Annotated in this window: 21 protein-coding genes; 11 read left to right on the top strand and 10 right to left on the bottom strand. The window is 46.6% G+C overall.

Annotated elements, in window-relative coordinates; translation table 11 throughout:
- The first annotated feature begins 60 nt into the window (after window positions 1-60).
- Both nosP and C0068_RS04045 read left to right on the top strand, forming a co-directional pair.
- Window positions 61-1,242 carry a nitric oxide-sensing protein NosP gene (nosP, locus tag C0068_RS04050; protein ID WP_103683218.1) on the top strand — a complete coding sequence of 394 codons (1,182 nt, stop codon included), beginning with the start codon at window positions 61-63 and terminating at the stop codon, window positions 1,240-1,242.
- A 34-nt stretch (window positions 1,243-1,276) separates the two neighbouring features.
- Window positions 1,277-3,538, top strand: coding sequence for a hybrid sensor histidine kinase/response regulator (locus C0068_RS04045; protein ID WP_103683217.1), 2,262 nt, complete (start codon window positions 1,277-1,279; stop codon window positions 3,536-3,538).
- Between the two features lie 38 nt (window positions 3,539-3,576).
- Here C0068_RS04045 and C0068_RS04040 read toward each other — a convergent pair whose 3' ends face one another.
- The 5 genes from C0068_RS04040 to C0068_RS04020 all read right to left on the bottom strand — a co-directional run bounded on the left by C0068_RS04040 (window position 3,577) and on the right by C0068_RS04020 (window position 8,128).
- Window positions 3,577-4,248: a response regulator transcription factor gene (locus C0068_RS04040; RefSeq protein ID WP_103683216.1), complete on the bottom strand. Its 672-nt coding sequence runs from the start codon at window positions 4,246-4,248 to the stop codon at window positions 3,577-3,579.
- A gap of 135 nt (window positions 4,249-4,383) precedes the next feature.
- Window positions 4,384-5,187: an ABC transporter permease gene (locus C0068_RS04035; RefSeq protein WP_103683215.1), complete on the bottom strand. Its 804-nt coding sequence runs from the start codon at window positions 5,185-5,187 to the stop codon at window positions 4,384-4,386.
- On the bottom strand, window positions 5,184-5,918 hold the full coding sequence (locus tag C0068_RS04030) for an ATP-binding cassette domain-containing protein (RefSeq protein ID WP_103683214.1): 735 nt from the start codon (window positions 5,916-5,918) through the stop codon (window positions 5,184-5,186). The genes C0068_RS04035 and C0068_RS04030 overlap by 4 nt, the downstream gene beginning before the upstream one ends.
- 10 nt (window positions 5,919-5,928) lie before the next feature.
- Window positions 5,929-6,912 (bottom strand): YVTN family beta-propeller repeat protein, encoded by a 984-nt coding sequence (locus C0068_RS04025; RefSeq protein WP_103683213.1) that lies wholly within the window; start codon window positions 6,910-6,912, stop codon window positions 5,929-5,931.
- A 7-nt stretch (window positions 6,913-6,919) separates the two neighbouring features.
- A complete protein-coding gene (locus C0068_RS04020; protein WP_103683212.1) occupies window positions 6,920-8,128 on the bottom strand; it encodes an ABC transporter substrate-binding protein in 1,209 nt (402 codons plus the stop codon).
- A 425-nt stretch (window positions 8,129-8,553) separates the two neighbouring features.
- On the opposite strand from C0068_RS04020, the gene pedF reads away from it, so the two are divergent.
- From pedF to C0068_RS04000, 4 genes are all read left to right on the top strand, one after another.
- Window positions 8,554-9,006, top strand: coding sequence for a cytochrome c-550 PedF (gene pedF / locus C0068_RS04015; RefSeq protein WP_103683211.1), 453 nt, complete (start codon window positions 8,554-8,556; stop codon window positions 9,004-9,006).
- Window positions 9,007-9,016: 10 nt separating this feature from the next.
- Window positions 9,017-9,910 (top strand): substrate-binding periplasmic protein, encoded by an 894-nt coding sequence (locus C0068_RS04010; RefSeq protein WP_103683210.1) that lies wholly within the window; start codon window positions 9,017-9,019, stop codon window positions 9,908-9,910.
- Window positions 9,911-10,185: 275 nt separating this feature from the next.
- Window positions 10,186-11,946 carry a methanol/ethanol family PQQ-dependent dehydrogenase gene (locus C0068_RS04005; RefSeq protein ID WP_103683209.1) on the top strand — a complete coding sequence of 587 codons (1,761 nt, stop codon included), beginning with the start codon at window positions 10,186-10,188 and terminating at the stop codon, window positions 11,944-11,946.
- 173 nt (window positions 11,947-12,119) lie between these two features.
- On the top strand, window positions 12,120-12,659 hold the full coding sequence (locus C0068_RS04000; protein WP_103683208.1) for a HEPN domain-containing protein: 540 nt from the start codon (window positions 12,120-12,122) through the stop codon (window positions 12,657-12,659).
- Between the two features lie 120 nt (window positions 12,660-12,779).
- On the opposite strand, the gene C0068_RS03995 is transcribed toward C0068_RS04000, so the two are convergent.
- Entirely contained in the window at window positions 12,780-14,090 is a 1,311-nt protein-coding gene (locus tag C0068_RS03995; RefSeq protein ID WP_103683207.1) for an NAD(P)/FAD-dependent oxidoreductase, read from the bottom strand.
- Window positions 14,091-14,174: 84 nt separating this feature from the next.
- On the bottom strand, window positions 14,175-15,137 hold the full coding sequence (gene pip / locus C0068_RS03990; RefSeq protein WP_103683206.1) for a prolyl aminopeptidase: 963 nt from the start codon (window positions 15,135-15,137) through the stop codon (window positions 14,175-14,177).
- 215 nt (window positions 15,138-15,352) lie between these two features.
- On the opposite strand from pip, the gene C0068_RS03985 reads away from it, so the two are divergent.
- The gene (locus tag C0068_RS03985) at window positions 15,353-16,222 is read left to right on the top strand and encodes a phytanoyl-CoA dioxygenase family protein (protein WP_233208729.1); all 870 of its coding nucleotides are present in this window, start codon (window positions 15,353-15,355) and stop codon (window positions 16,220-16,222) included.
- A 10-nt stretch (window positions 16,223-16,232) separates the two neighbouring features.
- Window positions 16,233-17,066 carry an FkbM family methyltransferase gene (locus tag C0068_RS03980; protein WP_158249908.1) on the top strand — a complete coding sequence of 278 codons (834 nt, stop codon included), beginning with the start codon at window positions 16,233-16,235 and terminating at the stop codon, window positions 17,064-17,066.
- A gap of 89 nt (window positions 17,067-17,155) precedes the next feature.
- Here C0068_RS03980 and C0068_RS03975 read toward each other — a convergent pair whose 3' ends face one another.
- Complete coding sequence (locus tag C0068_RS03975; protein ID WP_199176106.1) at window positions 17,156-18,154, bottom strand: formylglycine-generating enzyme family protein; 999 nt, start codon at window positions 18,152-18,154, stop codon at window positions 17,156-17,158.
- A gap of 207 nt (window positions 18,155-18,361) precedes the next feature.
- Window positions 18,362-19,030, bottom strand: coding sequence for a TetR/AcrR family transcriptional regulator (locus tag C0068_RS03970; RefSeq protein ID WP_103683203.1), 669 nt, complete (start codon window positions 19,028-19,030; stop codon window positions 18,362-18,364).
- 169 nt (window positions 19,031-19,199) lie between these two features.
- Here C0068_RS03970 and C0068_RS03965 point away from each other — a divergent pair, with 169 nt between their 5' ends.
- Genes C0068_RS03965 through C0068_RS03955 form a run of 3 tightly spaced genes read left to right on the top strand, consistent with a single transcriptional unit; the run spans window position 19,200 to window position 23,670 of the window.
- The gene (locus C0068_RS03965) at window positions 19,200-21,572 is read left to right on the top strand and encodes a PEP/pyruvate-binding domain-containing protein (RefSeq protein ID WP_233208728.1); all 2,373 of its coding nucleotides are present in this window, start codon (window positions 19,200-19,202) and stop codon (window positions 21,570-21,572) included.
- A gap of 52 nt (window positions 21,573-21,624) precedes the next feature.
- Window positions 21,625-22,623: a DUF7064 domain-containing protein gene (locus C0068_RS03960; RefSeq protein ID WP_103683201.1), complete on the top strand. Its 999-nt coding sequence runs from the start codon at window positions 21,625-21,627 to the stop codon at window positions 22,621-22,623.
- A gap of 39 nt (window positions 22,624-22,662) precedes the next feature.
- On the top strand, window positions 22,663-23,670 hold the full coding sequence (locus C0068_RS03955; protein ID WP_103683200.1) for a TIGR03617 family F420-dependent LLM class oxidoreductase: 1,008 nt from the start codon (window positions 22,663-22,665) through the stop codon (window positions 23,668-23,670).
- A gap of 127 nt (window positions 23,671-23,797) precedes the next feature.
- On the opposite strand, the gene C0068_RS03950 is transcribed toward C0068_RS03955, so the two are convergent.
- Window positions 23,798-25,090, bottom strand: a complete 1,293-nt coding sequence (locus C0068_RS03950) for an OmpP1/FadL family transporter (protein WP_103683199.1) — start codon at window positions 25,088-25,090, stop codon at window positions 23,798-23,800.
- Between the last annotated feature and the right edge of the window lie 121 nt (window positions 25,091-25,211).

Below are 25,211 nucleotides of genomic sequence, written 5' to 3'. Positions count from 1 at the left end.
TTAGTTTCGATATAAAAAATAAAGCTATATAAGAATAACGATACGCACAAGGGTGATTACATGACCGCAGTAGAAAAGCAGCGATTAAATGAATGTGGTCCCGCCGTAACCTATGGCGGTTCTGACAACTCAAATGCAATAAAGGCCGCACAAGAACTTTATCAATCTTTGGCGATGGAGCGACCTGCCTGTGTTGTGTTTTTCTGCTGCGTTGATTACGACCGAGAGGAGTTGGGTGACACCTTGGCTGAACTATTTGGTGAGGTTCCGGTTTTAGGCTGCACCACTGCTGGTGAAATATCACCTATGGGCTTGTCTCCAGGCTCCATTACCGGATTTTGTTTATCCGCAGATCACTTTGTTGTTGAAACAACGCTTTTGAAAAATTTAGCTACATTTTCAGAACGCGGCGCCTACGATACTGTGAAAGAAATGATGCAGCGCATAGAGAGCCGCGCCATCGCTCCTATGGCCTACAACAGTTTTGCGTTATCTCTGTTAGATGGCATGTCGATTCGCGAAGAGTTGGTGTTAAGCGCCTTAAACGAAGCCTTGTCGGGTATTCCGTTGGTAGGCGGTTCAGCTGGTGATAATCTCCATTTTCGTGATACCCATGTGTACTATGACAAGCAGTTTTTTAGTAATGCGGCGGCCATAATATTAGTGAATACCACCTGTCCATTTTCGGTGTTAAGTGGTCACCACCTTGTTGCTGAAAAGGAAAAAATGGTAGTGACAAAGGCTGACCCCGCCAAGCGTATTGCCCATGAATTAAATGCAGAGCCCGCTGCTTTGGAATATTGCCGAGTGATGGATATTTCATTAGATGAACTGAATTCCGAATCTTATGCCCTTCATCCTTTATCTGTACAGGTTGGTGAAAATTTCTTTGCTCGCTCTATTCAGCAAGTTAATGATGACATGAGTTTGACCTTCTTCTGCGCGATTGACACAGGCATTGTGCTAACCAAAATGCGTGACGGTGGCTTAGTAGCCGAGTTTGAGCGACGTATGGAAGAGGTAGTTGCAGAGATTGGTGAGCCACAGCTGGTTGTTGGTTACGATTGCATTCACCGTAGGATAGAGGCTGAAGGAAAAGGTATTTACGAAGAATTGTCGGCGCTATATCAGCGCTATAAAGTGGTGGGATTTAACACCTACGGCGAACACTGCGACGCTATGCACGTGAACCATACTTTCACCGGTGTAGTGATTGGCGAAGCGAGTGCTTTTTCTTCCTAAGGCATTGTAATTTACAGTAAGCGGGTAGCGGAAAATGGATAGCAATGTAGCGCAAAGTAAAGGCGTTGAAAGTGTGCTGGAAGCCTTGCGTTATGAAAACGAAAAATTAAAAAAAACTAACCAAGTTCTTATAGAAAGAGTTGAACAGGGCTGGGCAAATTATGGAGATGCGTATCGCTCTTTTCAAAACGCGGCTCTATTGGCAGACAAGGTCAAAGATCGCACCATAAAGCTGCGTAGAACCCTTTATAAACTCGAAGAAGCAAATCAAAGCCTATCTGAAACCCGATTGGAGTCGGCGCACTCTCAGCAGCGTCTGCTCGATACAATAGAAAGTATTTCTGATGCGATAGTGCTATTTGATAAAAACCGCCGCCTAGTATTGGCAAATAGCCATTTCTATGAATTTTGGCGCCATACTAATGCAAAAATTGAAGTGGGGGTTACAACGTTTAAAGAGCTCACGCCAATGGCGCTTGAGCATGGTATTTACGATCCAGAAGGCAAGCCATTTGAGAAGTTAGTGCAGCGAGGAGATATTTTCCGAGATACGGTAATTCGACTCGCCGATGGTCGCTGGCTGCAGGTGTCTGAAAGACCGACTGCAGACGACGGTCTGGTGGTAGCCTATAGCGATATTACCCAAGTAAAGGAAAGTGAAATTGCTAGGCAAGAAAAAGTACTAGCAGAGCAAAACCGCATTTTACAATCACTAATCGCCAACTTACCGCTAGGTGTGGTGCTGGTTAATGGTGAGCGAAGTGTAGAAGCTTGGAATGATCGCTTTACTAACTTAGTTAGTATAGAGCCAGCGAATGTGTCTCGTGGTACGGATTTTGATGCCCTGCTCGCGGACTCTCCACTGAAGGGCTTTAACTATTCCCTCGACGCTAATATTAATCGTGGCCAGCGCGCCTTGTTTGAGGCAGAGCAATTACTGGACGATGGCCGGGTTATAGCAATTAAAAGCCATCTGATTCCCGGTGGTGGAAATGTAAACACCTACCAAGATGTCACCGAGCAACGCCGTACTGCTGAGGCCCTAAAGAATGCTTATAAACATATGGAGCAGCGTGTTCATGAGCGCACGGTTGAGTTGTCGGCATTAAATCATCAACTGCGTATCGAAATTGACGAGCGGGCGTCGGTAGAACAGTCATTATTGGAAGCCAAGCGTGAAGCGGAAGATGCCAATATTTCCAAAACAAAATTTATGACGGCGGCGAGCCACGATTTATTGCAGCCCTTAAATGCGGCAAGACTTTTTGCCACTGCTTTAATGGACTACGATTTGCCAGATAGTGTAGTGAAGTTGGTAAATTCACTGAGCTATTCACTCAGCGATGTAGAGTCTTTGCTTGGGACCTTGGTAGATATTTCTAAGTTGGAAGCGGGGATTGTCGAGCCAATTCTAGATTATTTCCCTGTAAATGAATTAATGCGAAATCTCGCAAATGAATTTGAAAAACAGGCGGCGAGGGCAGATTTAGAATTTAGTTTTGTGCCCTGCAATATATCTGTTTACTCCGATAGCCAGCTACTCGCGCGTATTTTGCGTAATTTTTTGAGTAATGCTATTCGTTACACCGACAAAGGGCGGATACTTCTGGGTTGTCGTCGGCGAGCGGATTATCTTGAAATTCAAGTTTGGGATACCGGCGTGGGTGTGCCTAGCGATCAGCTAGAAGAAATATTTTTAGAGTTTAAGCGCGTCAATGCCAAAAAACAGCGGGAAGACAAAGGCTTAGGTCTAGGGCTAGCGATTGTCGATAAATTGTCTACGGTTTTAAATCACGAAATTAAATTGCAATCCACTCTTGGTAAGGGATCGGTATTTTCAGTTTGCGTGCCATATGCGGGAGAATCTGAGTACATTTTTGTCGAGGAAGACGTGCGCCCAGAGTCACGGCAGGATCCACTTACCGGAAAGCGTATCTTGGTCGTTGATAATGACTGGGCCATCTGTGAGGGAATGGCACTGGTGTTGGCAAATTGGGGTTGTGAGGTCGTCTGTGCTCAGTCTTTGGATGACTTGCGGAATAAATCTGAACTACTAAGCCCGCGCCCTGATGCCTTAGTCTTAGACTATCATCTTGATGACGATACCACGGGGCTTGAAGCCGAAGTTATTATAAGAGAGCAGTTGTCTACATCATTACCGACGGTGATGATTACGGCGAATTATAGTAATGAATTGCGTCAGCAGGTTAAGGAGCTGGGCTTTCATCTTTTGAATAAACCTATTAAGCCCTTAAAGTTAAAATCAGTTTTGGTTTATTTGTTGTCAGAAAAATAATTTTCTTAATATTTAAAATTAACACGCAACACAAATACCTAGTGTGAACGATGCAGGTAGTGATCAAAATCTACTGCAGATGCACACAGTACCGCCTTCATACGATTCTGAACTTTTAGCTTCCTCAAAATGGCAGATACATGGGCTTTAACGGTGGTTTCTGCGATATTTAATTCATAGCCAATCTGCTTATTCGATTCGCCTTTCGCCATGCGTTCAAATACCAGTAATTGGCGACGAGTGAGAGATGAAATAATTTCTGTTGGTATGCCGGTATTATCTTGTCGGCGACTGTGGCTATTACTCGCGGCACGGCGAATGATGTCTGGGGGAAGAAACGCTTGGCCGTCGAGTATTTGTTCAATCGCGGCGATAATTTTTTCCCGGGGCATAGATTTCGTAATAAAGCCCACTGCGCCATAGGTCATTGACTGTAAAACAATATTTTTGTCTTCTTCCGCCGACAGTATTACGACCGGCACGTCTGGATAAGTGCTGCGTAGATTCACTATGCCGTTTAAGCCGTCCATTCCAGGCATATTTAAATCAAGTAGCACTAAGTCGACATCGGAATGCTGTTCGATATACGCCAAGGTTTCGTCCAGAGATGCCGTCTCAGTAATTAACGCGTCGGGGAAGCGTTGCTGGGCGGCATTGCGAATGGCCTCGCGAAATAGGGGGTGGTCATCGGCAATAATAATGTGAATCATGATTTCTATACCTCGTGCTGAGATAGAATAATTATCGTTATGGAAGCGCACGTAGCGTTAATATAACGCAATGCGAGCTGTTTGTTGATGCTTAATCTGCGATATCTCTTGTTGTTAGGCATATTCATATAATTATTAGCCTCCGGATTTTCGTTTTAGCAATCCATGCTTTGGATCGTAGCCAATTATTGCCAGTGCTAAAAAGACCAAGGTTGTTATGGAACAAACTGAAAAGGCTAATAGATTAAACTGTCCATAAAGTGCAAAGCGAATTAATTCAATTCCGTGAGTAAAAGGATTAAATGCGCAGATTTGATAAGTAATTTCATTCGACTCGCGCATTTTCCAGAGCGGATAAAGCGCAGATGATAAAAAGAACATGGGAAATACAATAAAATTCATTACCCCCGCGAAGTTCTCAAGCTGCCGTATTATCGACGATAAGAACAAACCCAATGCACTTAACATCAACGCGGGTAATAGAGCTGCAGGTAGCAGGTAGACGTAGCCCATCAGCGGTGGCGTAATCTCGAAGAGTCGGGCGATAGCGATAAAGGCATACACTTGAAACAGCGATACCAAGGAGGTAGCCAGTAATTTACAGACCAGTAAGTAGGCGCGCGCAATCGGGCTGGTAAGTAGCACACGCATACTTCCCATTTCGCGGTCGTAGACCATAGACAGTGAGCTTTGCATGCCATTAAACAGCAAAATTATGCCAATTAGACCTGGTGCGATGTAGACCTCGTAACTTATATAGGTCTCATACGGTGGAATAATGGCAATGCCGAGGGCGGATCGAAACCCTGCAGCAAAAACTGCTAGCCATAGAAGAGGTCGTACAAGTGATGACAAAAACCGAGAGCGCTGCTGTAGAAATCGGTACGTCTCCCTTTTGAGTATACCCACAAAGCAGTAGTAATAAGCGAGGGCATTCATTCTGCTGGCCTTGTTAATTGTGAAAACAATGCGGGTAAATCTTTTGCTTTGTGTTTGTTTTGTAGGATTCTAGCTTGGCCTTGGGCAAGGCATTGGCCATTATTTAAAATTAATATTTGGTCCTCACTGTGCAACTCTTCAATTAAATGGCTTGTCCACAGTGCAGCGATACCATCTAGTGTGCACAGTGTTCTAACGTGCTTATTAAGATTGGCTCTTGTGTCTATGTCTAAGCCAGCGGAGGCTTCGTCTAGCAGCAGTAATTTGGGACGGTGGAGCAGGGCGCGAGCTAACTCCACTCGGCGGCGGTGGCCACCGTTTAGATCTCGGACACGGTCGTGTAGACGATCTAAAAGCTCAAAGCGTGACAGCTCCTGCTGTATACGGCAGCGCACTTCCCGTGGCGCAATGCCGTGCAGTGCACCGTGATATTCAAGGTTTTGCGCTACGCTCAAGTCGAGATCGAGAGTGCTCTGCTGAAAAACCACACCAATGTGACGCATTGCCTCATTAGCGTGCTTGCTTAAGGAATAGCCAAAGACGCCAATTTCACCGCTGGCTGGTTTCAGCAGTCGGGTGAGCAAGGACATGAGTGTGGTTTTTCCCGCCCCGTTAGGGCCGAGCAATCCAAAGAATACGCCCTCTTTAATATCTAAACTGAGATTTCTCAGGGCGTAGCGTTCGCCGTAGCGGTAGCTGAGATTTTCAATGTGCAGTGCAATATTACTCATGGTCTTGCTGTCACGGTTTTACCGCAACCCCCCAAGGGAAACGGCCGACTTTAATGCTTTTTAATACGGCAAGGGATTTAACATCGATTACCGATACGTCGCCGCTAATACCATTGCTGCTGATTAGTCGCGTTTCATCGGAATTAAGTGCTAAATGCCAGACTCGGCGTCCAACGAGTAAATACTTGATGACCTTTTGCTGGGCTATGTCGATAACAGCAACATGGTTGGCGGGGCCGAGTGCAACAAAAGCAAGCCGATTGTCGTGGGTGAGGGTAATGCCTACGGGCTGTATTTTGTCTTTATATACGCCGGGTATATGAAATGAATATTCGCGGTTAATGGTTCTAGTTGCCACATCTATTACGCTGACGGTGCCGCCAATTTCAGAAGACGCCCACAATGTTTTGCCGTCGTCGCTAAACTCTACATGTCTTGGTCGTTGGCCAACCAGGGTATTGTCGATTAGCTTGTGGGTGCCGCTGTCTATCCAGTGGAGCATGTTACTGGTTTCGGAGGTATTGACCACCCATTTTCCGTCAGGGCTAACAGCCATTCCCTCCGGTTCCAGACCAACATCTATTTGGCTAATCACCTCGCGTTTTTCGGTATCAACTACGGTGACTACTGCGTTGTCTTCATTGGAAATATAGAGGTGCTTATTGTTAGGGTGCAGGGCAAATTGCTCGGGGTCTTCGCCAGAGGGTAGGTTCGCAATAATCTCTTGGCTTTTAACATCCATCACCTGCACGCTGTCGGAGTCGCTGGCGCAAATATAAAGCTGGCTAAAGTCTTTATTGAACGTGATGCCTCGGGGACGCTGGCCAACCGCTATTGTTGAGATAAGCTTAAGGCTGTCTAAATCAATTACCGACAGGGTATTGTCCTTCTCATTAGAGATATACACTTGCTCAGCCATACTTGGTATTGCTAGGCCCAATAAACTTAGTAATGCACTGGCGCGGACAATGCGGAAGCTGCGGTGATTTTTCATAGTGCTCTCACAGTATTGATGCCTCAAATGCACAGTTCACCTCAGGCCGGTCGTAGCCCAGCGTATCCATTTCTGAGTGGGGGTGAAGATAACCCTCTTGAGGCGATTGACTGATCAGTGCGTTTGGGTGAACTAGGGGAATCGGCTGGCGAAGTTGACCGTTCCATTTTCTAAAACTTAAGCTGCGACCTTTAAACGCGCTGAGCTGAAAATCATCGCTCATTAAATACTGGTATACCTCGTCACCGCGAATGGAATTGCTTCGTGTTACGGCCTCGCCAATAGCGCGCACCGCCAACCACCCTGCGTAATCTATATCATTCATGTCGCGCTTAGCGTAATCGCTGAATCGATTTTGAAGCTGGGCCGCGCCCCATTGCTCAATACTCCAGTGCCACCCTGTTGGCGTTAAGCCCTGTGTGCCTGCGGCGGGCCTAGCTAGCCAGGTGTTATAGGGAATATATTCACCTATATCACCGATTTCATCCGCGATTAAGGTAACGTCGTAATCTTTGGCTTGGCTAAATAAACGGATTTCATTTTGTGCAGAGCGACGCAGGTCCGCGTTAAATTGCCATTCACGCTCTTCAATAATGTTTGCACCAAATCTATGAGCGGAGCGTTTAAGAGCGGCACTAAATAACTTATCTTCAACTCGCTGGCCGCGTAGTAATAGCCATTTTTTCCAACGTTTTGACATTAAAAACTGTGCAAGCCCGTCTGTGAGCATCGCTCGGCTTGGAATGGTGTGAAGTAAACGCGGGCGACACTGACTACGACGAAGCGCATCGTCCTTCGTCAAAATATTAAAGAGGATGGCATGCTTGGCAATGTCCTCGTCGCGACTTAGCTTGAGCAATGCGGCGGCGGGTAGCTTCGCGACTATAAATGCATTGCCGTCTTTTATCCACGCGCGAGCTGCGGCTGCGGCCTCGCTGTCGTCATTTACTAATGTCGCCTTAAGTTGGTAGTTGTCGCCAGTAAAGCGCCCACTTGTATTGTTATCGTTGATGCCGAGTTGCGTGCCATCTAATCCCGATGTTTCCGGTGTTCTACGTATATTTGATAAGACTGGGGTTTCAACGTGTTTTTGTTCGATGAATAGTATCGGAATATCGCGTTGTTGCTTGGTCAGTGCCGTAGCCGACAGCGAATAGAGCACCAAATAAACAACAGTGATTATCAGGCTAAGGGGAGTGGGGATACGTGTTTTCATTAGCCTAAGAAGCTAAAAAAATTTAGCTGCGTATTAAGCGACATATGCTTAGCTGCAGTGAATAGGATATTAAATACCATAGCCTTGGCTCTCTATTTTTATAGTGGTGGTTCTGGCGTTTATCGCTTACTACTGAATTGGTCTATCGTTCATGCTATGTGGAGCGCATGCGTATTGATATATGAAGAAGGTAGTAATGATATGCGACTAAAGTAGTAGATTATTTGTCGTGCGACTTCTATTTACATTTCCCCTTGATCCAATATCTGGCGACTACTACTTAGGGTGTAGTCTGCGCGGCACTTCCTCACACCAAAGCACAATTGTCAGGAATTAGGTGTTTGTTAGGCTATCAGCACAATACGATTTGGCTGAGCGCGGTGCCGTCAAGTTAGAAAATAATGTTAGATTGGTTGAGGAATATTATGGGTAATTTAACGGTTAAGCGTGCTCTGCGTAGCAGCGTAATTTTGATTTTAGGGGCACAAGCTGCTTGGGTTTTAGCCCACGGTGATGTCACCCCGCAGGCGGTAAATACTGATACCTTGCCCAAGCTGGGTGAGGAGTGGCGTGATGTTAACCCCTATCGCGGTGACGCCGAGGCAATACGGGTGGGCGATTCGGCCTACAACCAAAATTGTGCTCGCTGTCACGGTCTAGAGGCAATTTCGGGTGGCATGACGCCAGACCTAAGAAAGCTTAATGATCCGGACGAATATGTCGATATTGAAGAGTCTGATCAGTGGTTCATGACCAGGGTTCGTCACGGTGCGGTTATCGACGGACGTGTATATATGCCTCCATTTGAAGGAATTTTAAGTCAAGAAGCTATGTGGGCGATTCGCTCATATTTAGATACCAGAAAGCTAGGCGAATGAGTGCTGAGTAATGGGCCTTATACGCATGTCATTGTGGTTGCACGCGCTGTGTTTGTTGCTGGCTTTTGCCATTGCTAGCACGGCGCATGCGCGTAAATATGATGACGTTATCAAATCTCAGTTTATTGAGTTTGCCGTATATCGGGATTTTCCACCTTACTCATTTTTAAAAGACGGGCAGCCAGCGGGCATCGATATAGACATTGGTAAACGTATTGCAAGCGAAATGGGCGTAGAGCCGCGTTGGTTTTGGCTGACCGCCGATGAAACCGTGGATGACGATCTGCGTAATGCGGTCTGGAAGGGCAGTGTTATAGGGCGCAAAGTGGCAGACGTCATGATGCGTGTCCCCTATGATCGTGAGTTTTCCTATGCGCAAGACGGCTATGGCCTGCCCCGCAATGATATGGTGGTCATGTTAGCGCCCTATCACAAAGAGTCTTGGCAGTTGCTTAGGGATTTAAATAAAACCGGTAAAGTTAGAAATCTCGCTATCTTCCAATATCAGCCTATCGGTGTTGAATTAGACAGCCTGCCAGATTTTTTTCTCGTCGGAACCTATCAGGGGCGTCTGCGTGAGAATGTACATCACTACCCATCAGTATTTGCTGCCCTTGCTGATTTTAAGACTGGCAAATTAAGCGCTGTTGCTGGTATGCGCAGTCAATTAGAGTGGGGCCTAGATAGCAAGCCACATAATTTCGATATTGATAACGACGGCCTCGAGTCGCTTGGGCGTAAAAGTTGGGATATCGGTATTGCCATAAAACATAGCTATCGCCAGCTTGGGTATGCCGTCGATGCCGTTATTTCGGATATGGTTACAAACGGCGAAATGGAAGCCATATTCTCGCGTTACCGCGTTTCCTACGAGCGCCCATCTATGTATGACGTTGAATCTTAGAAGGCAGCTGTTAACAACAGACGTGTAACATAAATCCTCTCTTTTAATGCCCCGCTAAAATTTCATATTTTTTACTACCAAACCAATACCAATGGATAGTAACTGCAGGCCTCTAGATCAATTGTGAGCGTGTAGCGGTCGTCACATACTCAGACTCAGATCGCACTAACATGATCGTGAATTATTTTGAATTTTTCGCGTACAGGCTTATGCGATAGAACAGAAAATACTGGGTGTTTGAAAATAAAATCTAAGTGTTAGGAAGGAGAGTTCCAATGAAAATAACGTGCATGGCAAGATCTGTTTCTTTAGCAGCTGCAGTGGCTGCTATTAGTTTCAGTTCGCTACTTAATGCCGGTGTTACTGATAAAGATATTTTAAATGATGCAACGACTACTGGTGATGTCGTTTCTTACGGTTTGGGACCGCAGGGACAACGTTATAGCCCGTTGAAAATTGTAAACACCAAAAACGTAAAATCATTATCGCCAATATGGTCGTTCTCGTTTGGCGGTGAAAAACAGCGCGGGCAAGAATCACAGCCTTTAATTAAAGATGGCGTAATGTATGTTACAGCCTCGTATTCACGTATATATGCCGTAGACATCGCCAGTGGCGAGGAGCTTTGGCAGTACGATGCACGACTGCCAGATGGCATTATGCCTTGCTGTGACGTAGTAAACCGTGGTGCCGCACTTTATGGCGATCTTGTTATTTTTGGCACATTAGATGCCAAGCTAGTTGCTTTAGATATCAAGACGGGCAAGCCAGTCTGGCGCAAAACCGTCGGAGATTATCAGGCGGGATATTCAATGACCGCTGCACCTCTGGTTGTGAAAGGCATGGTTATTACCGGCGTGTCTGGTGGTGAATTTGGTATTGTCGGTAAGGTAGAGGCGCGTGACGCTAAAACCGGTGAGATGATTTGGAGTCGTCCAACCGTTGAAGGGCATATGGGCTATCTGCGTGGTAAAGAAAATGGCATTACCGGCGGCAAAGCAGGAAAAACTTGGCCTGGCGATATGTGGAAGACCGGCGGTGCAGCTACATGGTTAGGCGGCACTTATGATCCGGAAGTGGATTTACTCTTCTTTGGTACCGGTAACCCAGCGCCGTGGAATTCGCATCTTCGTCCAGGTGACAACCTTTACAGTGCGTCTCGTCTTGCTATCGATCCAGATACCGGAAAAATCGTTTGGCATTTCCAAACTACCCCGCATGATGGCTGGGATTTTGACGGTGTAAATGAGCTGGTTTCTTTTAACTATAAGCAGGGTGGAAAAACCATTCAGGCTGCGGCAACCGCCGACCGAAATGGCTTCTTCTACGTACTTGATCGTACCAACGGTAAGTTTATTCGCGGTCTTCCCTTCATTAAACAAATGACGTGGGCGAAGGGTTTGAATAAAGATGGCACCCCGATTTACGACGAAGATATGCGCCCTGGTAATCCTGCAACGACGGGTACTGATGGTACGAAAGGTAAATCAGTCTTTGCTGTGCCTTCATTCCTTGGCGGTAAAAACTGGATGCCTATGGCGTATAGCCAAGACACGGGCTACTTCTATGTTCCATCAAACGAGTGGGGTATGGATATCTGGAATGAACCCGTCAGCTATAAAAAAGGAGCGGCCTATCTTGGCTCTGGCTTTACTATTAAACCCATTTTTGACGATCACATTGGTTCTTTGAAAGCCATTGATCCAGTATCGGGTACGATTAAATGGGAGTTTAAAAACAACGCTCCGCTATGGGGTGGTGTTCTTGCAACTGCTGGTAACCTGGTATTTATGGGGAACCCAGAAGGTTACCTAATGGCCTTCGATGCTAAAACCGGTGAATTACTTTATAAATTCAATACCGGCTCTGGCATTGTAAGTTCACCCATAACTTGGGATAAAGATGGCGAGCAATACGTCACCATCGTATCTGGTTGGGGCGGTGCAATTCCATTGTGGGGAGGCGAAGTGGCCAAACGCATTAAAAACCTGAACCAAGGTGGCAGCGTGTGGACCTTTAAAATCCCTAAAAGCTAAGTAAGAGAATACCGCCGGTTATAGACGGCGGTGAAATAAAAGCCCCGCTTGGCATTCAAGCGGGGCTTTTTTCGTGAGTGAGTAAAAGACGCTTTCCATGCTCCATTTTTTAAATTATCGTAATGCTCTGGTTTGTACGGATATGGGCTTGTATTAAATGGACGTAAGGGAAAATGACTAAAGCAGCTGACGCATTTGATCGATCCATTCTTGATGCAGAAGACCTTCTTGCTCGTTTTGATGCTGAGAAGACCTCATCGAATGGAAAAAGTGGTGAAGTTCTTAAGCGTGCCGGACTCGTAATGGCGTTAGCAGCTTGGGAAACATACGTTAAGGATCGCGTCGCAGATGAGTTCGATATATGGCTCCAGTCGGTAGAAGGGAGTCCTATCGGGAAATTTGTGCGTAAGCGGCTTGAGCAAGATCTTAAGCGGTTTTTTAGCCCAAACTCAGAAAGAACCCGCCGGTTATTTATAGACTATTTTGAAATAGATATTACCAAGGAATGGGCTTGGCAAAATTTTGACGCTGCCTCGGCTAAGAAAACGCTTGATACGCTAATTGCAAAGCGTGGTGATGCTGCTCATCAAGCCAATACATCTGAGCACCGAAGTGCTGAGCCTCATCAAGTAAAGCGCGAGGAGCTAGAAAAAGGAATTCGCTTCCTCAGAGGGTTGGTTGCCGCGACCGAAAAAGTGAAAATAACTAAATGATGGCTAGTAGATAGAAGTGTTATGCGGCACTTTTAAAATTCGTCAAAGATTCAGGGGCAGAAAGATTCGTGGTCAAAGTAAAAATTATTCACTCGCTTACTTTCTAACCCCGCTCTATTCTTAATGCAGCTTTAATTTAGGCTTAATCGCCCGATGTATTCTACCTGCAAGAGCAATAAGGAGAGAGTTGTACAGGCCGTGTATTGCAAACAAATGCATGCGGTATAGCGATAGGTAGGCAAGACGGGCAATGGGGCCGCCTATGCGCATTTCACTGCCGACAAAGCCGCTCATTAAGCCTCCCACCGTATTAAAATTGCTGAGTGATACCAGTGAGCCGTAGTCGCGATAGCGAAAGTCCTTTAGTGCCTTATTGCGCTTGCTGCGAAGAATGTTTTTGTACACCAAGCTCGCCATTTGATGTGCTGCCTGCGCTCGCGGTGGAACAAAGCCACCGTCTGGTAATGCGCAGCTGGCACAGTCTCCTATGACAAAAATCCTTTTGTCTTTACTTGATTGCAGACTTGGTTTAACGATTAATTGATTGCGATTATTGCATTCTAATCCGGTAATACTGGCGAGTTGTGGTGGTGCTTTTATCCCTGCCGCCCAAACGCGAATATTACATTCTATGACGCTGTCGGGTGTAATAAAGCCTTCGGAGGAACATGATTTAACGCCGGTGTTGCAGTGCACGTCGATGCCAATTTTTTCTAAGGTGAGCTGCGCTGCTTTAGATAGCTTTTCTGAAAGCGCTGGAAGTATGCGCGGGCCAGCTTCAATTAAAGTGATTTTATAATCAACTTTAGCTGCCACGTTTCTTTGGTAGCCTGACAAACCTTGTGCCGTGTGTTGTAGTTCGGCGGCCAGTTCTACACCGGTGGCTCCACCGCCGACAATACCAATGCGTAACACAGGATGGGACTTATTATTGGGCTCAGAGTGCAATGATTCACAGCTGAGACGATCTGTCTGGTTTAGTAAGTGTTGATGGAAGCGTTCGGCTTGATCTTTGTCGTCTAAGAAGTAGCAGTGCTCTTTCGCGCCGGGCACGCCGAAGTCGTTGCTTACACCGCCGATGGCAATAACAGCGTAGTCATAATGTAGGTGTTGCTGAGGTGTAATGAGCTCTCCAGCGTCGTCTCGACGCTCAGCTAAAACTAATATCTGCTGTTCGCGATCAATGGTTTCTAAGCTGCCGAGAATGAAATTGAAGTGCTTCTTCTTGCCGTGATAGCGGTAGTTGAGCTCGTCGAATGCTGAGTCGATTGATCCTGCTGCGACTTCGTGGAGCAGGGGCTTCCATATATGACTAGGATTTTTATCGACTAATATAATTTGGGTTTTTTTGCTGCGCTTGAATTTATTTCCTAGCTGAGTGGCAAGCGCCAAGCCACCTGCACCACCGCCGACAATAACGATATTTTCCATATTGGGCATCTCGCTTAAATTTTTGCGCGAAGCTTATCAATGCATAGTGCGACGGTATATTCGTCAAACGTCGTGGCCTTACTGTCATTTAGTAGTGCTGTCTTTATATGTGGTGATGAATTGATCGGTGGCGGCAACGAGTGCCTCAATCATTTTCAATTCTTCGATTAGGTGGCCGGTATCGGGGAGCACTAATAGATTGCAATTTGGGATGTTGGCCGCAAGTTGCCGCGATGCGCTTAGCAGGCAGGTTTGGTCTAATTCACCGTGAATGATGGTGACAGGGACTGGAGGCAATGCAGCAATACGATTGAGAATTTGGTTTTCTTCAATGAAGTAGCGATGAAAGGCGTAGTGAGTTTCAATTTTAACTTTTAAAATTAGTGCGTCGTCAGGTTTGTGTTTCGACGAACTGGCGCTTAAATTGTGGGTGGCGACTTTACTGGACCAGTCTGCCCAGATTGCTGCATATTTGAGTTGAGTTGCATGATCGCCATGATGAAGGCGTGTATAAAAGGCGGCTACAAGATCACTTCTTTCGCTTTCTGGAATGTCCTGAATAAATAACTGCCATTCTTCTGGGAATACCTCACTAGCACCATGCTGGGTAAACCAGAGTAAATCTTTCTCTCTAGCTAAAAAGCAACCGCGCAGGATTATGCCGCTCACTCTTTTAGGAAAAGCCTGCGCATAAAGTAGGCCCAAACATGCGCCCCAAGAACCGCCAAATATCAACCACTGATCAATATTAAAATGTTCTCTTATTCGCTCCAGATCGTTTACTAGATGTTGGCTGGTGTTATCGGCGAGTTCGCCCTTGGGTGTGGACATGCCGCAGCCGCGCTGATCAAAGGTGATAATGTAGTAATAATTGGGGTTGAAGTAGCGGCGATGATTTTCGTTGCAGCTAGAGCCGGGGCCGCCGTGTAAAAACACAACGGGAATGCCCAAGGGATTGCCGCTTACTTCAATGTATAACTGGTGAAGTGTATCTACATGCAGCCTTAACTTGGTGCTGGAAGATTGTGGATATAATATGCTTTTCATCGAGACCGAAAATAGTAAGCTACCTAGCAACAGTGACGGTTCTGGCTGAAAATTACAAGGCAGAACGAGTAGCTTAATTTATTCATGTAATATTGTTATGTGCGTATGACATTAAAGTCACTCAGTAGCGCATCTTTGGGCAAATATTGGCGTTTCGATTTTGTCTTGCGTAAAATCGCTTGGATTCGTTTACGCAATTTTACTCAGACTCTAATTTGGCATTTATCTCTATGCTCGGTGATCAAGCTCTTATTCCTTCGGATGCCAATGAGGCCCCAGATATTCTTCGCAGTCGTTTTCAGGAGTGGGGTTATCTTTATTTTAAGCAATATGTTGCCCCTGAAAAATGCGCAAGCCTATTAAAAGATATTCTTTCGCGTTTGTCGCCTTATGTCAGTATGGATGAATCTCGGCAATTACCCATTTTAACTGGGGAGGGCTTTGTCGAAACCGATGCTATTTGGGATGAGGTTTATCCGAAAATTCAAGCTCTAGAGTCCTTTCATGGGTTTTTCCACGACGCCGAGCTGCTCCAACTGATGCGTACCGTCAGTAATAGTGAGGTATTTGTGTACCCCATGAAGATGGCACGCATATCAACACCAAAAAAGCTTGGTTATGAAACACCACCCCATCAAGATGCGCGTTCTCATGTTGCCCCAAGTTCGATGGCGGGAATCTGGGTGGCCTTACATGATGTTTCAAGCGAGATGGGGCGGCTTAAAATACTGCCAGCGTCGCATAAACGCGGCATGCGGGAAGTAATGCAGTCCGCCGGTGTTGGCAATGTTCAATGCGAAATTTATCCAGATGAAGTCAGTTGGCATGTCTCAGATGTGGCTCAGGGTGATGTCATTATCTTCAACGCATTTACCGTACATGCCGCTCAAGCAAACATTAGTGACTCTGTTGTACGAATGAGTGTCGATACCCGCTTTTGCGATTATGGTGCGCCGGTGTTTTCAAGTAATCTTGAGCCGCACCACGGTTGGCGCATAGACAAGTTAAGCTGGTCGCAAATATATGAAAATTGGCAGAAAGCAGACCTGCAATACTATTGGTCTGATTACCCGAACTTCACTTAGGCAGCGGGATATGGTGCAAATTAAAGAGAATTCAGCCTCCGCGCAGACTGTCGAACTTAATATAGCGGGTTTGCCTCAGCGTCTTAAAATGCGTGTTCACGGATCAAGCGACACGATTATTTCTGAAAAATTACGCATCGAGCAATGCTGGGAGCCTTACGAAACGCAGTTGCTCATCAAACATTTTAAGAGCGGCGGGGTGTTCGTTGATGTTGGCGCAAATATCGGTTACTACACGCTGCTGGCAAGTGATATTGCCGGTTCCAGCGGCAGGGTTCTAGCTTATGAGCCAGACGTAAATAACTTTGAGTTACTGCAGGAAAATGTCAGGCTAAATGAGCTGAACAATGTGACGCTCCATCCGGTGGCTATAAGTGATAGGGATGAAGTTGGCAACTTGTTTCTTTCGAGTGATAACTTTGGTGATCACCGAATTTATGCCGATAGTGGCGAGCGCGCAAGTTACCCAATTCAATTGGTGCACGGCGACCAGCACCTTGAAGCTCAAACCCAGCGTATTGATTTTTTAAAAATAGATACTCAAGGCGCTGAGTTTTATGTAGTTAATGGCCTACGAAAACTTATTGCCGCCAATAGCGCCCATCTGTGTATTATTTTGGAATTTTGTCCCTACGGTATTCGGCATTCGGGAGCCGATGCTCATCAGCTTATTGAATTGCTCGAGAGTTTCGATATGCAATACCACATTATTGATCATATCGAGCATCAATTGATTCCCGCGCAAGCTCAACATTTAAGTGATTGGGTTGCTGAGCTGGATAATGAACCAGAGAACGAGGGGTTTATAAATTTGCTCGTGACGCCACGGGGCTATGCTGTCTGATCTGCCGCTACTGTACGGGAGATGAAATACGTCAATTTTTTGTGGCAGCGAATGGCGTCGTCAAGTGAACGACGCCCTCTCAACCTCGATTAATCCGCATCTTTTGCTAAGCGAAATCCAACATGGTTGCTGCTGGTATTTGGGTCGCCACGGCCGCGACTGCCCGGCATGTAGCGGCTGCAGTATTGGTCGGTGCACAGAAACGAGCCGCCTTTTTGTACGCGTTTGTCTAGGTTTGGTTCGCTGGGGTCAAAGGCGGTTTTTGAGACTGGATTGATAATTTCCCCACCATTGGCGGTACGCTTTTTATAGGCATTGGCGTCGTACCAATCGGCCGTCCACTCCCAGACATTGCCCGCCATATCATAAAGTCCATAACCGTTGGCGGGGTAGCTTTTGATTGGCGAGGTGGCGATATAACCGTCGGCGCCAGTGTTATTGCTGGGAAAGTGGCCTTGAAAGGTATTGGCCATAAAGTGATCCTCGGGTTTAAAGTCGTCCCCCCAGATATAATCTTTTCCGTCTAGGCCGCCGCGGGCAGCGTATTCCCACTCGGCTTCGGTGGGCAGCCGTTTGCCAGCCCATGCCGCATAGGCGGCGGCATCTTGCCAAGCAATATGTACTACGGGGTGATCCATGCGATCGCTGATATCGCTATTTGGGCCTTCAGGGTGGCGCCAATTTGCACCAAGCTGAAATCGCCACCAGCGCTGGGCTTGATTGAGTGGGAGTGGGTGCTTGGGTGAGCTAAATACCAATGAGCCTGGTTTGAGGGCCTCGGGGGGGAGCGCGGGAAAATCTGCAGCGTTTAATGGGCGCTCCGCTAGCGTGACATAGCCGGTAGCTTCTACAAAGCGACTAAATTCAGCATTGCTAACTTCGGTTTGATCAATGAAAAAGCCGTGTAAGGTGACCCTATGGGCGGGGCGGGCGTCGCGCATGACCTCGTGCTTAGACCCCATTATAAAGCTACCCGCCGGAATCCAGCGCATACCTTCGGGTGGGGTCTTATTATTTGTTGCTGAGTTATTATTTTCTTCAGCGAGTGCGCTTGAATATGCGCCCTGCAGAGAAAGTAAAATTAGCATGAAAGCGGTAGCACATTGGGGTTTATTCCACATAGTTTGTTACTTTATTGATTTTAGAATTTAGGAATTGTGTTGAGTGTAGCAATTGGCGGAAGACTCGGGTAGAAAAATTGAGTCTGGCAAAGGCTGGTGCTAATAGAGTCGTTAAGCCACAGAAATGTGGTTTTCTCTGTGCTCCCAGCGGGAGTGCTTTCGCCCTTAATGAAATTAACTATTGGCAGTAATGCTTGGTGCCCCTTGAAGCAGGCACACGAGTGTATTGATGTGCCTATCTATGTATTGTTCGCTATTGGGGTTTTCTCCTAAGACTCTTTGGCTAATTGGCGCAACATTGACTAAATAGATCAAGGCTCCTGATAGTATGTGGAGCAGATCCATCGCATCTACTTTGGGTAGCAGATTTTGTTGCTGCGCAAGCTCGATAACGGCTTTACCGTTTGCAAAATCCTTTTTAAAAAATGTTTCTACCATCCAGTCTAGTCTGGGGCTGGGTGTGGATGCTTCTTGAAACATGAGTTTTACCCACTGGGGGTGATCAAAGGTGAATTGCAAAATTTGCTTGCATAGCTCGCGCACCATTTGAGCGTTATTGTTACCGTCATTAAGCGAGGTTCTTTGTAAATATTTCGGCAGCGCTTGGTCACGCTGCTTCCAAACCCAGTGAATGCTCTCCTGCCAAAGCTTTTCTTTACTTTTAAAGTGATATTGCACCAGCGATTTCTTTACGTCCGCTGCTTGGGCAATGGTGCCAAAAGATGTGCCATCAAAGCCCTGTTGAGCAAATACGTCTGCCGCTGCAGCGAGTATTTTGCTGCGCCGCGATGACGATTCGTCTTCGCCGTGTGTGGTGGGCATTTTTTGATCAGCTGTTTTCATGTTTAAGGTCTGTGTCTTGTGATGTTCGCAAGTTTATCGGATTGCGTTTGGATTATACCGTTAGTTACGTAGATGTTAGGTTTGGATGATTGACTTTTACATAAAAAGATACGATCGTATAGTCATCTAAGGAAATAACAATAAAATAACGGCGACGATACAGATGGGAATGAGTATTCGGTGGATACAAGATATCGACCTCCGAGTTGATGAGGTTGGGGGCAAGGCTGCTGGGCTAAGCAAGCTCATTGAGTGGGGTTTAGCGATACCGGCGGGTTTTGTTATTGTCGATGCCAAAAAAGACGCTGATGCCGCTGCTATCGCTAAGTATTACCAATCTATGGGGAGCGGCAAGGTTGCAGTGCGTTCCTCTGCTTTGGGAGAAGATGGCAGTGACCATTCCTTTGCCGGACTTTATGAAACTGTGCTCGATGTTGAGGGTGAAGATGCACTTTTTGAGGCGGTAAATCGCTGTGTTGAATCACTGAATAGCCATAGAGCGAGCGAATACCGGCAACACCAAGACAGCGATGAGAGTTCAATGTGTGTAGTGGTGCAGAGGATGGTGGATGCCCAGGCTGCAGGGGTACTGTTTAGTGTCGACCCAGTGTCTGGTCGGCATGACCGTTTGGTGATTGATGCTGTTGCTGGCTTAGGCGAGGCACTGGTGAGCGGAGACGAAACACCAGACCATTATGAATACGGTATAGATAATTCCCACTGTTATGAAGAACTTGTCAATAGCGCAGCGATTTTGACGGAACAGCAGAGATTACAACTTGTTCAGCAGGCCCGAGCCGCAGTAACGGCAGCAGGCGAAGCCTTGGACATGGAATGGGCGTTTGATAAAGAGGGAACGCTTTACTGGTTGCAAGCTCGGCCAATAACCACCGTTGGTTCTGATCTAAAAGAACTAGATACGCCAATACATCCTAGCGATGTTCTGACTCGCTGTAATATCGGTGAGATGATGCCCGGCGCCAGTTGCCCACTTACTTTTTCAACAACGGGGCGTGCTATCGAATACGGCATGCAGCATATGCATGTGAGCTACGCAGGTCGGCCAGCTATTACAGATGACTGGACGCAGGTGGCAATGTGCAGCGGTAAAATGTTTCTTAATATGAGCGGGTCCGCCGCAGCCGGTGCTACCGTACTGGGTATCGACGTAAAATCTATGGGCTTGAGTTTGTGCGGGCGCATTGTAGAAGAGCTAAAGCCACCAGCTAAACGCTCAATCTTTATCCGTCTATTTGGCATGGTAAAGATGCTTAGGTATTTGCAAACAGCAGATGCGGTAATAGGTGATTTTAAACGACGCGCCGCCGTATTTCAGATTCCAGTTCAAGGCAGTAGTGCGGATTTAGCAAAGGTCTTAGATGAAAGTAAGGACTTTTTCTATGAAGCATTTGCGGTTCATTTACAGTCGTCTACGACCTCGGGGTTTGCCAGCAATATACTGCAGGCGATGATTTCTGGTGGGCAGGAAAGTAGTCCAGAAGAAGAGGCTGAGGCGGGCAGGTTGATGGCCGGTGCGCGGGACGTCGAGTCTGCGGTACTTGTTGATCAGCTGGATGAAATAGTTGACGAGATTTCCCGCCATCCCGATGCAAAATCGTGTTTTGTCGAGGTGAGCCCGGAGCTAGCTTTGCATTGGCTGCGCGGAGAGGGTTCAGGTATCAGTCATAAGTTTTCTACGTTTTTAAAACGTCACGGTCACCGTTCATATCGTGAGCTTTGTGTCCGAGAAGTATGTTGGTCAGACGCGCCAGAAACGCTGGTAACAACCATGCAGGTCTCCGTGACCGCGCGTTTGATGGGCAACTCAAGCAGTGTGCGTCCAGAAGCTGCAGATATCTCATCATTAAATCGAGGTCTGCGTTGGATTGTACCTAAGGCGCATAATGCCGTGCGCCGTAGAGAAGCAACCAAATCCTTGTTGGTTGATATAACAAATCGACTCAAGCGCGGCTATCGAGCATTGGGTGAGCAATTAGTTGCTGAAAACAAACTTGATGATGCCGATTTAGTATTCTTTTTTTTGCATGACGAGCTAATGGCATTTGTTCGGGATGCTGCCGCGCCGGAGGTTCGACGGCATTGGAATCAACACACTAAAATGCGCCGGCGAGCCTTGGATTTTCAGAATAGATTAGATTTTGAAGAGGTATGTGTCGGTGCTCCTGAGCCTATCTATATTAGAAACAAAATTCATGATACGGACGCGCAGATTATAGGGCGTCCTGTATCTAAAGGCATCGTTGAGGCGCGGGCGAGGGTGGCATTTAGTGTTGCAGAGGCCGCAGCCATACAGCCAGGTGAAATACTGGTTGCGCCAATAACAGATGTCGGCTGGACGCCCTATTTCAGCATGATTGCGGGTCTGGTCACCGATGTTGGGAGCGCGGTTTCACACGGTGCGGTTATCGCAAGAGAGTATGGATTACCTGCGATAGTGAATACCCGCAGTGGCACCAAGATAATAAAAACCGGAGATATGCTAAGGCTCAATGCCGACACCGGTGTTGTTACCATCTTGTAGTTGCTTTAGGGCAATGTGCAGTGCAAACGCAATAAAAATAGTAGGAGCACGTATGCTTTCTGAACAAGAACTAACGCAATTTGGTGTTGAGCTCAAGGATGAGTTTAGTCATCCCTATAGTCAAAATCACGATGATTGGAATGAATCCTATTTTTTTGATTGGTATACCGACGATGGCAGTGCGGCGGGTCATTGCCGAATTGGCTGGCACCCTGTTCAGCAGCGTATTTTGTTCTGGCTACACCTTTGGAATGGTTCGGAGTGGTTGCTTATAGAAGAAAATCGTCTGCCATTTTCAGCCTTAAAATTAGGCGCTGAAAATGTATTTTCTTATGATCAATGGGGCTTGAAATTTAGCTACGACTGCCTTGCTCCACTTCAATCTGGACGCTTACAAATAGAAGGGTTTGCCCGCGTTGCGTACGGCCCTCGGCAAGGAATGATACTCCCAGTAAATCTTGCCCTTGAGGTAAAGGCGCTCGGTGCGGCGTACTCGCGGGGGGCGGGAAGCGTCGAAGGTCATAGCGCGCAAGGTTTTAGCACCAATCGTTATGAACAGCCGATTCAAGCGTTTGGACAAATGGCGATTGACGGGTGCGCTACCGAACTCACTGTGCGTGGCGAGCGCGATCACTCCTGGGGGCCTAGACCTTGGGATATGAATTGGCAATTTTTTGTCGTGAATAATGAAAAGTTTAGCTTGCAAGCTACACAGGTAGAAATTCCTGAATGGCCATTAATACAGATCGGCTATTTTCATGAGTTTGGGCAGGGCATGGAGCATTTGTCAGAAACCAAGTTTGAACTAGAGTTTGCGAGTGATCAGCCCTTTGCGGCAGTTAGTGGGCGCTTTTCTCTGCTTTGCGAAAGTGGCCGCTTAATCGCTGGGCGTATGGAATCGATTGCGGGTAGTGAAATAGATATTACCCATGCATTCACGCCACCAAAGCGTACCGAGTATCGTCGCACATTGATTCGTTGCTACTTTGATTCCGGCGAAGAGAGTGTGGGCTGGTTAGAATACAACCGCCCCAAACCAGACAATAAATAATTTTTGGTTTTTATAAATAAAATATTTAAGGGTTTAACTATGAAAATTGACGGTCCATTTTATGCCGATATGGCAGGATCTGCCGCTGAAGCCAAGCGTCTTGCGGGAATTGGCTATGATGGTGTTTATACCCTTGAAGGTAGCTGGGATCCCTTCCTGCCACTTGCACTCGCCTCTGAACATGCGCGGGATTTAGACATTGCGACGGGAATTGCGGTTGCCTTTCCGCGCAATCCTTCGCATATAGCCTACCAAGCTTGGGACTTGCAGAAGTTTTCTCAAGGTAAGTTTATGCTTGGAATAGGTTCGCAAATAAAGGCCCATATCGAGAAGCGTTTCGGCTTGCCATTTGGCCCGCCAGCAGCCCGTATGCGCGAGTATATTTTGGCGGTAAAGGCATTTTTTGATTGCTGGCAAAATGGGACTAAATTAGATTTTCAGGGCGAATATTATCGCCACACCTTAATGACACCGATGTTCAACCCGGGGCCAAACCCTTATGGTGTTCCGCCAATATTACTTGGGGCGCTTGGCCCATTGATGACACAGGTTGCCGGTGAAGTTGCCGATGGTTTGATAATTCATCCCTTTAATAGCGTGCCTTTTGTGCAGGAAAATGCGCTTCCAGCTGTGCGTAAAGGCTTAGACAAGTCTGCTCGCAGTGAAGATGATTTTATTATTCAAGTTAACGCCATTGTGATCACCGGCGAGACCGATGAGGCTTATCACGCTGCAGAGCAAAGTGTGAAAGGATTGCTGGGGTTTTATTCTTCGACGCCAGCGTATCGCCCGCCAATGGATGCCGTCGGCTTGGGTGATTTACAACCTAAGCTCAATGCGCTCTCAAAAGAAGGCAAATGGGAACAATTGGGGAATTACATTAATGATGAATTTCTCGACGCGTTTTGTGTTCGAGGTAAGCCAGAAGACATCGCGGCAAAACTAAAAGAGCAGTACGGAAGCTATGCTGATAGATTGGCTATATATGCCCCGTATGCTGCGTCAGACGATATGTGGGCTAAAATAATTAGAGAACTAAAGAGTTAGTGCGCATTCCCTTGATGTACGAGATAGAATTTGAGCGTGATTAACATGGCCGATGACATTATGTGAGTTTCATCGGCCATTTTTAGTATAAGTTTTTATTTTAAGGGAACGTCAAAATCTTATGGCATTACCAGTTATAGCGCACCGTGAATAACATGGAGTAAATTTTAAAGGCGGCTTCTGACTCATCGCCAAGCGGAAGCTGTGAGTTAGTGTAGCTGCGTGAACTATCAGGTGCATAAGTATATGAAACGACGCCAGTCCAGTTACTGCTAAAATTGTGCCGGTAACCCAGATTAAAATGCCATTTTCCGGTTAGATTATTGACAGGTGAAAGGGCACTGCCATCGATGGCATTATTGATATGAGATACGCCAGAGTAAACGGTACTTGTGTCGTTGATTCGGTAAATCGCGGCGACAGATTTAGAAAAGTTGTTCTGGCCGCCAAAGTCACCGACCGCGTTTATTCTATCCATGGGCGCCGTTTGTTGAGGTTGCGATAAGCTAGTTTTGACTTTGCCTAACGCCTCCGACCACTCGTACCAATTAATGTCTGCCCCGAGGTTTAATTGCGGCGTTACTTGCCATGAGAAGCCCAAACCAATTTCTTGGGGGATCGAAAGACCGTCTATTTTTGCGTTCGCATAATTTACTCGACCAAGTCCTATATCTTCAAAATTGACCGTGGCTTTGCCGCCTTCAAGTTTTAATTCTGTTGGTGCACCGTAGGCTAAACCGATGGTTATTGTGGGACTAACATCATACTGTAGGCCTGCGCGCCAGGAGTAAGAATAGCCATTTACATCAGTGATTTTGGTGCCAAAAAAGCCGGTCGCGGCATCTGAGATATTTGGGAAAAGTTCTTGTTCCGCTTCCGCATAATTAATAGACACTGAGAGTCCAAGGCGGAGCTTGTCGCTAACCGAGTAGGCGATGGCAGGAGCGATGCGGAAAACACCAAATAAGGCTGAGATATCATCGCGGGTGCCGTAGTCCGTTAATAGGTCTACATATTTAAAGCCGACGCCACCCTGGGCAAATACACCCACACCTACGACAACATTGGGATGATTGGCGAGTGGCGACAACCAGCCACCGCTAAAAAGGTAGGCGCGGTCGTGATCAGATCGCCGGTCATTACCAAGAGAATCTTTGTGGCGTATGCCAACAAGCACATGGGGCTCGATTGCGAATTCAATTTCGGAATGAGGAACTCGAGCAATACCGGCGGGATTGTTATTGATGCCAGAGGGTGTGCTTGAGTACGCCATATCAGTGCCGCCCATAGCATTTGATTCGGCTCCAAACCCTAGTGGCACTATGGCATTTCCTGCAAATGCCTTATTTGTTGGGCTGTTCACAAAGCCGATTAAGCAGGCTAGAACAAGCAAGCTGTAGTTATGGATCTTTATTCTCATGGGTGACCTCTAAAACCATACCAATTGGTATATTTTTTAATATACTGATTGGTATGTTGTTTTACAAGGTAGTATGGCGATAATTTAGCTCATGGTAGATTTGGGTATTAGAGACGCTAGA

The organism is Zhongshania marina, from assembly GCF_002915595.1.
Taxonomy (GTDB): domain Bacteria; phylum Pseudomonadota; class Gammaproteobacteria; order Pseudomonadales; family Spongiibacteraceae; genus Spongiibacter; species Spongiibacter marinus_B.
This window is presented reverse-complemented; position numbering and strand designations above follow the sequence as displayed.

Excerpts from the sequence above, each read along its gene's own strand:
- nosP (WP_103683218.1), top strand. The coding sequence starts at position 61 with ATGACCGCAGTAGAAAAGCAGCGATTAAATGAATGTGGTCCCGCCGTA.
- C0068_RS04045 (WP_103683217.1), top strand. The coding sequence starts at position 1,277 with ATGGATAGCAATGTAGCGCAAAGTAAAGGCGTTGAAAGTGTGCTGGAA.
- C0068_RS04040 (WP_103683216.1), bottom strand. The coding sequence starts at position 4,248 with ATGATTCACATTATTATTGCCGATGACCACCCCCTATTTCGCGAGGCC.
- C0068_RS04035 (WP_103683215.1), bottom strand. The coding sequence starts at position 5,187 with ATGAATGCCCTCGCTTATTACTACTGCTTTGTGGGTATACTCAAAAGG.
- C0068_RS04030 (WP_103683214.1), bottom strand. The coding sequence starts at position 5,918 with ATGAGTAATATTGCACTGCACATTGAAAATCTCAGCTACCGCTACGGC.
- C0068_RS04025 (WP_103683213.1), bottom strand. The coding sequence starts at position 6,912 with ATGAAAAATCACCGCAGCTTCCGCATTGTCCGCGCCAGTGCATTACTA.
- C0068_RS04020 (WP_103683212.1), bottom strand. The coding sequence starts at position 8,128 with ATGAAAACACGTATCCCCACTCCCCTTAGCCTGATAATCACTGTTGTT.
- pedF (WP_103683211.1), top strand. The coding sequence starts at position 8,554 with ATGGGTAATTTAACGGTTAAGCGTGCTCTGCGTAGCAGCGTAATTTTG.
- C0068_RS04010 (WP_103683210.1), top strand. The coding sequence starts at position 9,017 with ATGGGCCTTATACGCATGTCATTGTGGTTGCACGCGCTGTGTTTGTTG.
- C0068_RS04005 (WP_103683209.1), top strand. The coding sequence starts at position 10,186 with ATGAAAATAACGTGCATGGCAAGATCTGTTTCTTTAGCAGCTGCAGTG.
- C0068_RS04000 (WP_103683208.1), top strand. The coding sequence starts at position 12,120 with ATGACTAAAGCAGCTGACGCATTTGATCGATCCATTCTTGATGCAGAA.
- C0068_RS03995 (WP_103683207.1), bottom strand. The coding sequence starts at position 14,090 with ATGGAAAATATCGTTATTGTCGGCGGTGGTGCAGGTGGCTTGGCGCTT.
- pip (WP_103683206.1), bottom strand. The coding sequence starts at position 15,137 with ATGAAAAGCATATTATATCCACAATCTTCCAGCACCAAGTTAAGGCTG.
- C0068_RS03980 (WP_158249908.1), top strand. The coding sequence starts at position 16,233 with ATGGTGCAAATTAAAGAGAATTCAGCCTCCGCGCAGACTGTCGAACTT.
- C0068_RS03975 (WP_199176106.1), bottom strand. The coding sequence starts at position 18,154 with ATGCTAATTTTACTTTCTCTGCAGGGCGCATATTCAAGCGCACTCGCT.
- C0068_RS03970 (WP_103683203.1), bottom strand. The coding sequence starts at position 19,030 with ATGAAAACAGCTGATCAAAAAATGCCCACCACACACGGCGAAGACGAA.
- C0068_RS03965 (WP_233208728.1), top strand. The coding sequence starts at position 19,200 with ATGAGTATTCGGTGGATACAAGATATCGACCTCCGAGTTGATGAGGTT.
- C0068_RS03960 (WP_103683201.1), top strand. The coding sequence starts at position 21,625 with ATGCTTTCTGAACAAGAACTAACGCAATTTGGTGTTGAGCTCAAGGAT.
- C0068_RS03955 (WP_103683200.1), top strand. The coding sequence starts at position 22,663 with ATGAAAATTGACGGTCCATTTTATGCCGATATGGCAGGATCTGCCGCT.
- C0068_RS03950 (WP_103683199.1), bottom strand. The coding sequence starts at position 25,090 with ATGAGAATAAAGATCCATAACTACAGCTTGCTTGTTCTAGCCTGCTTA.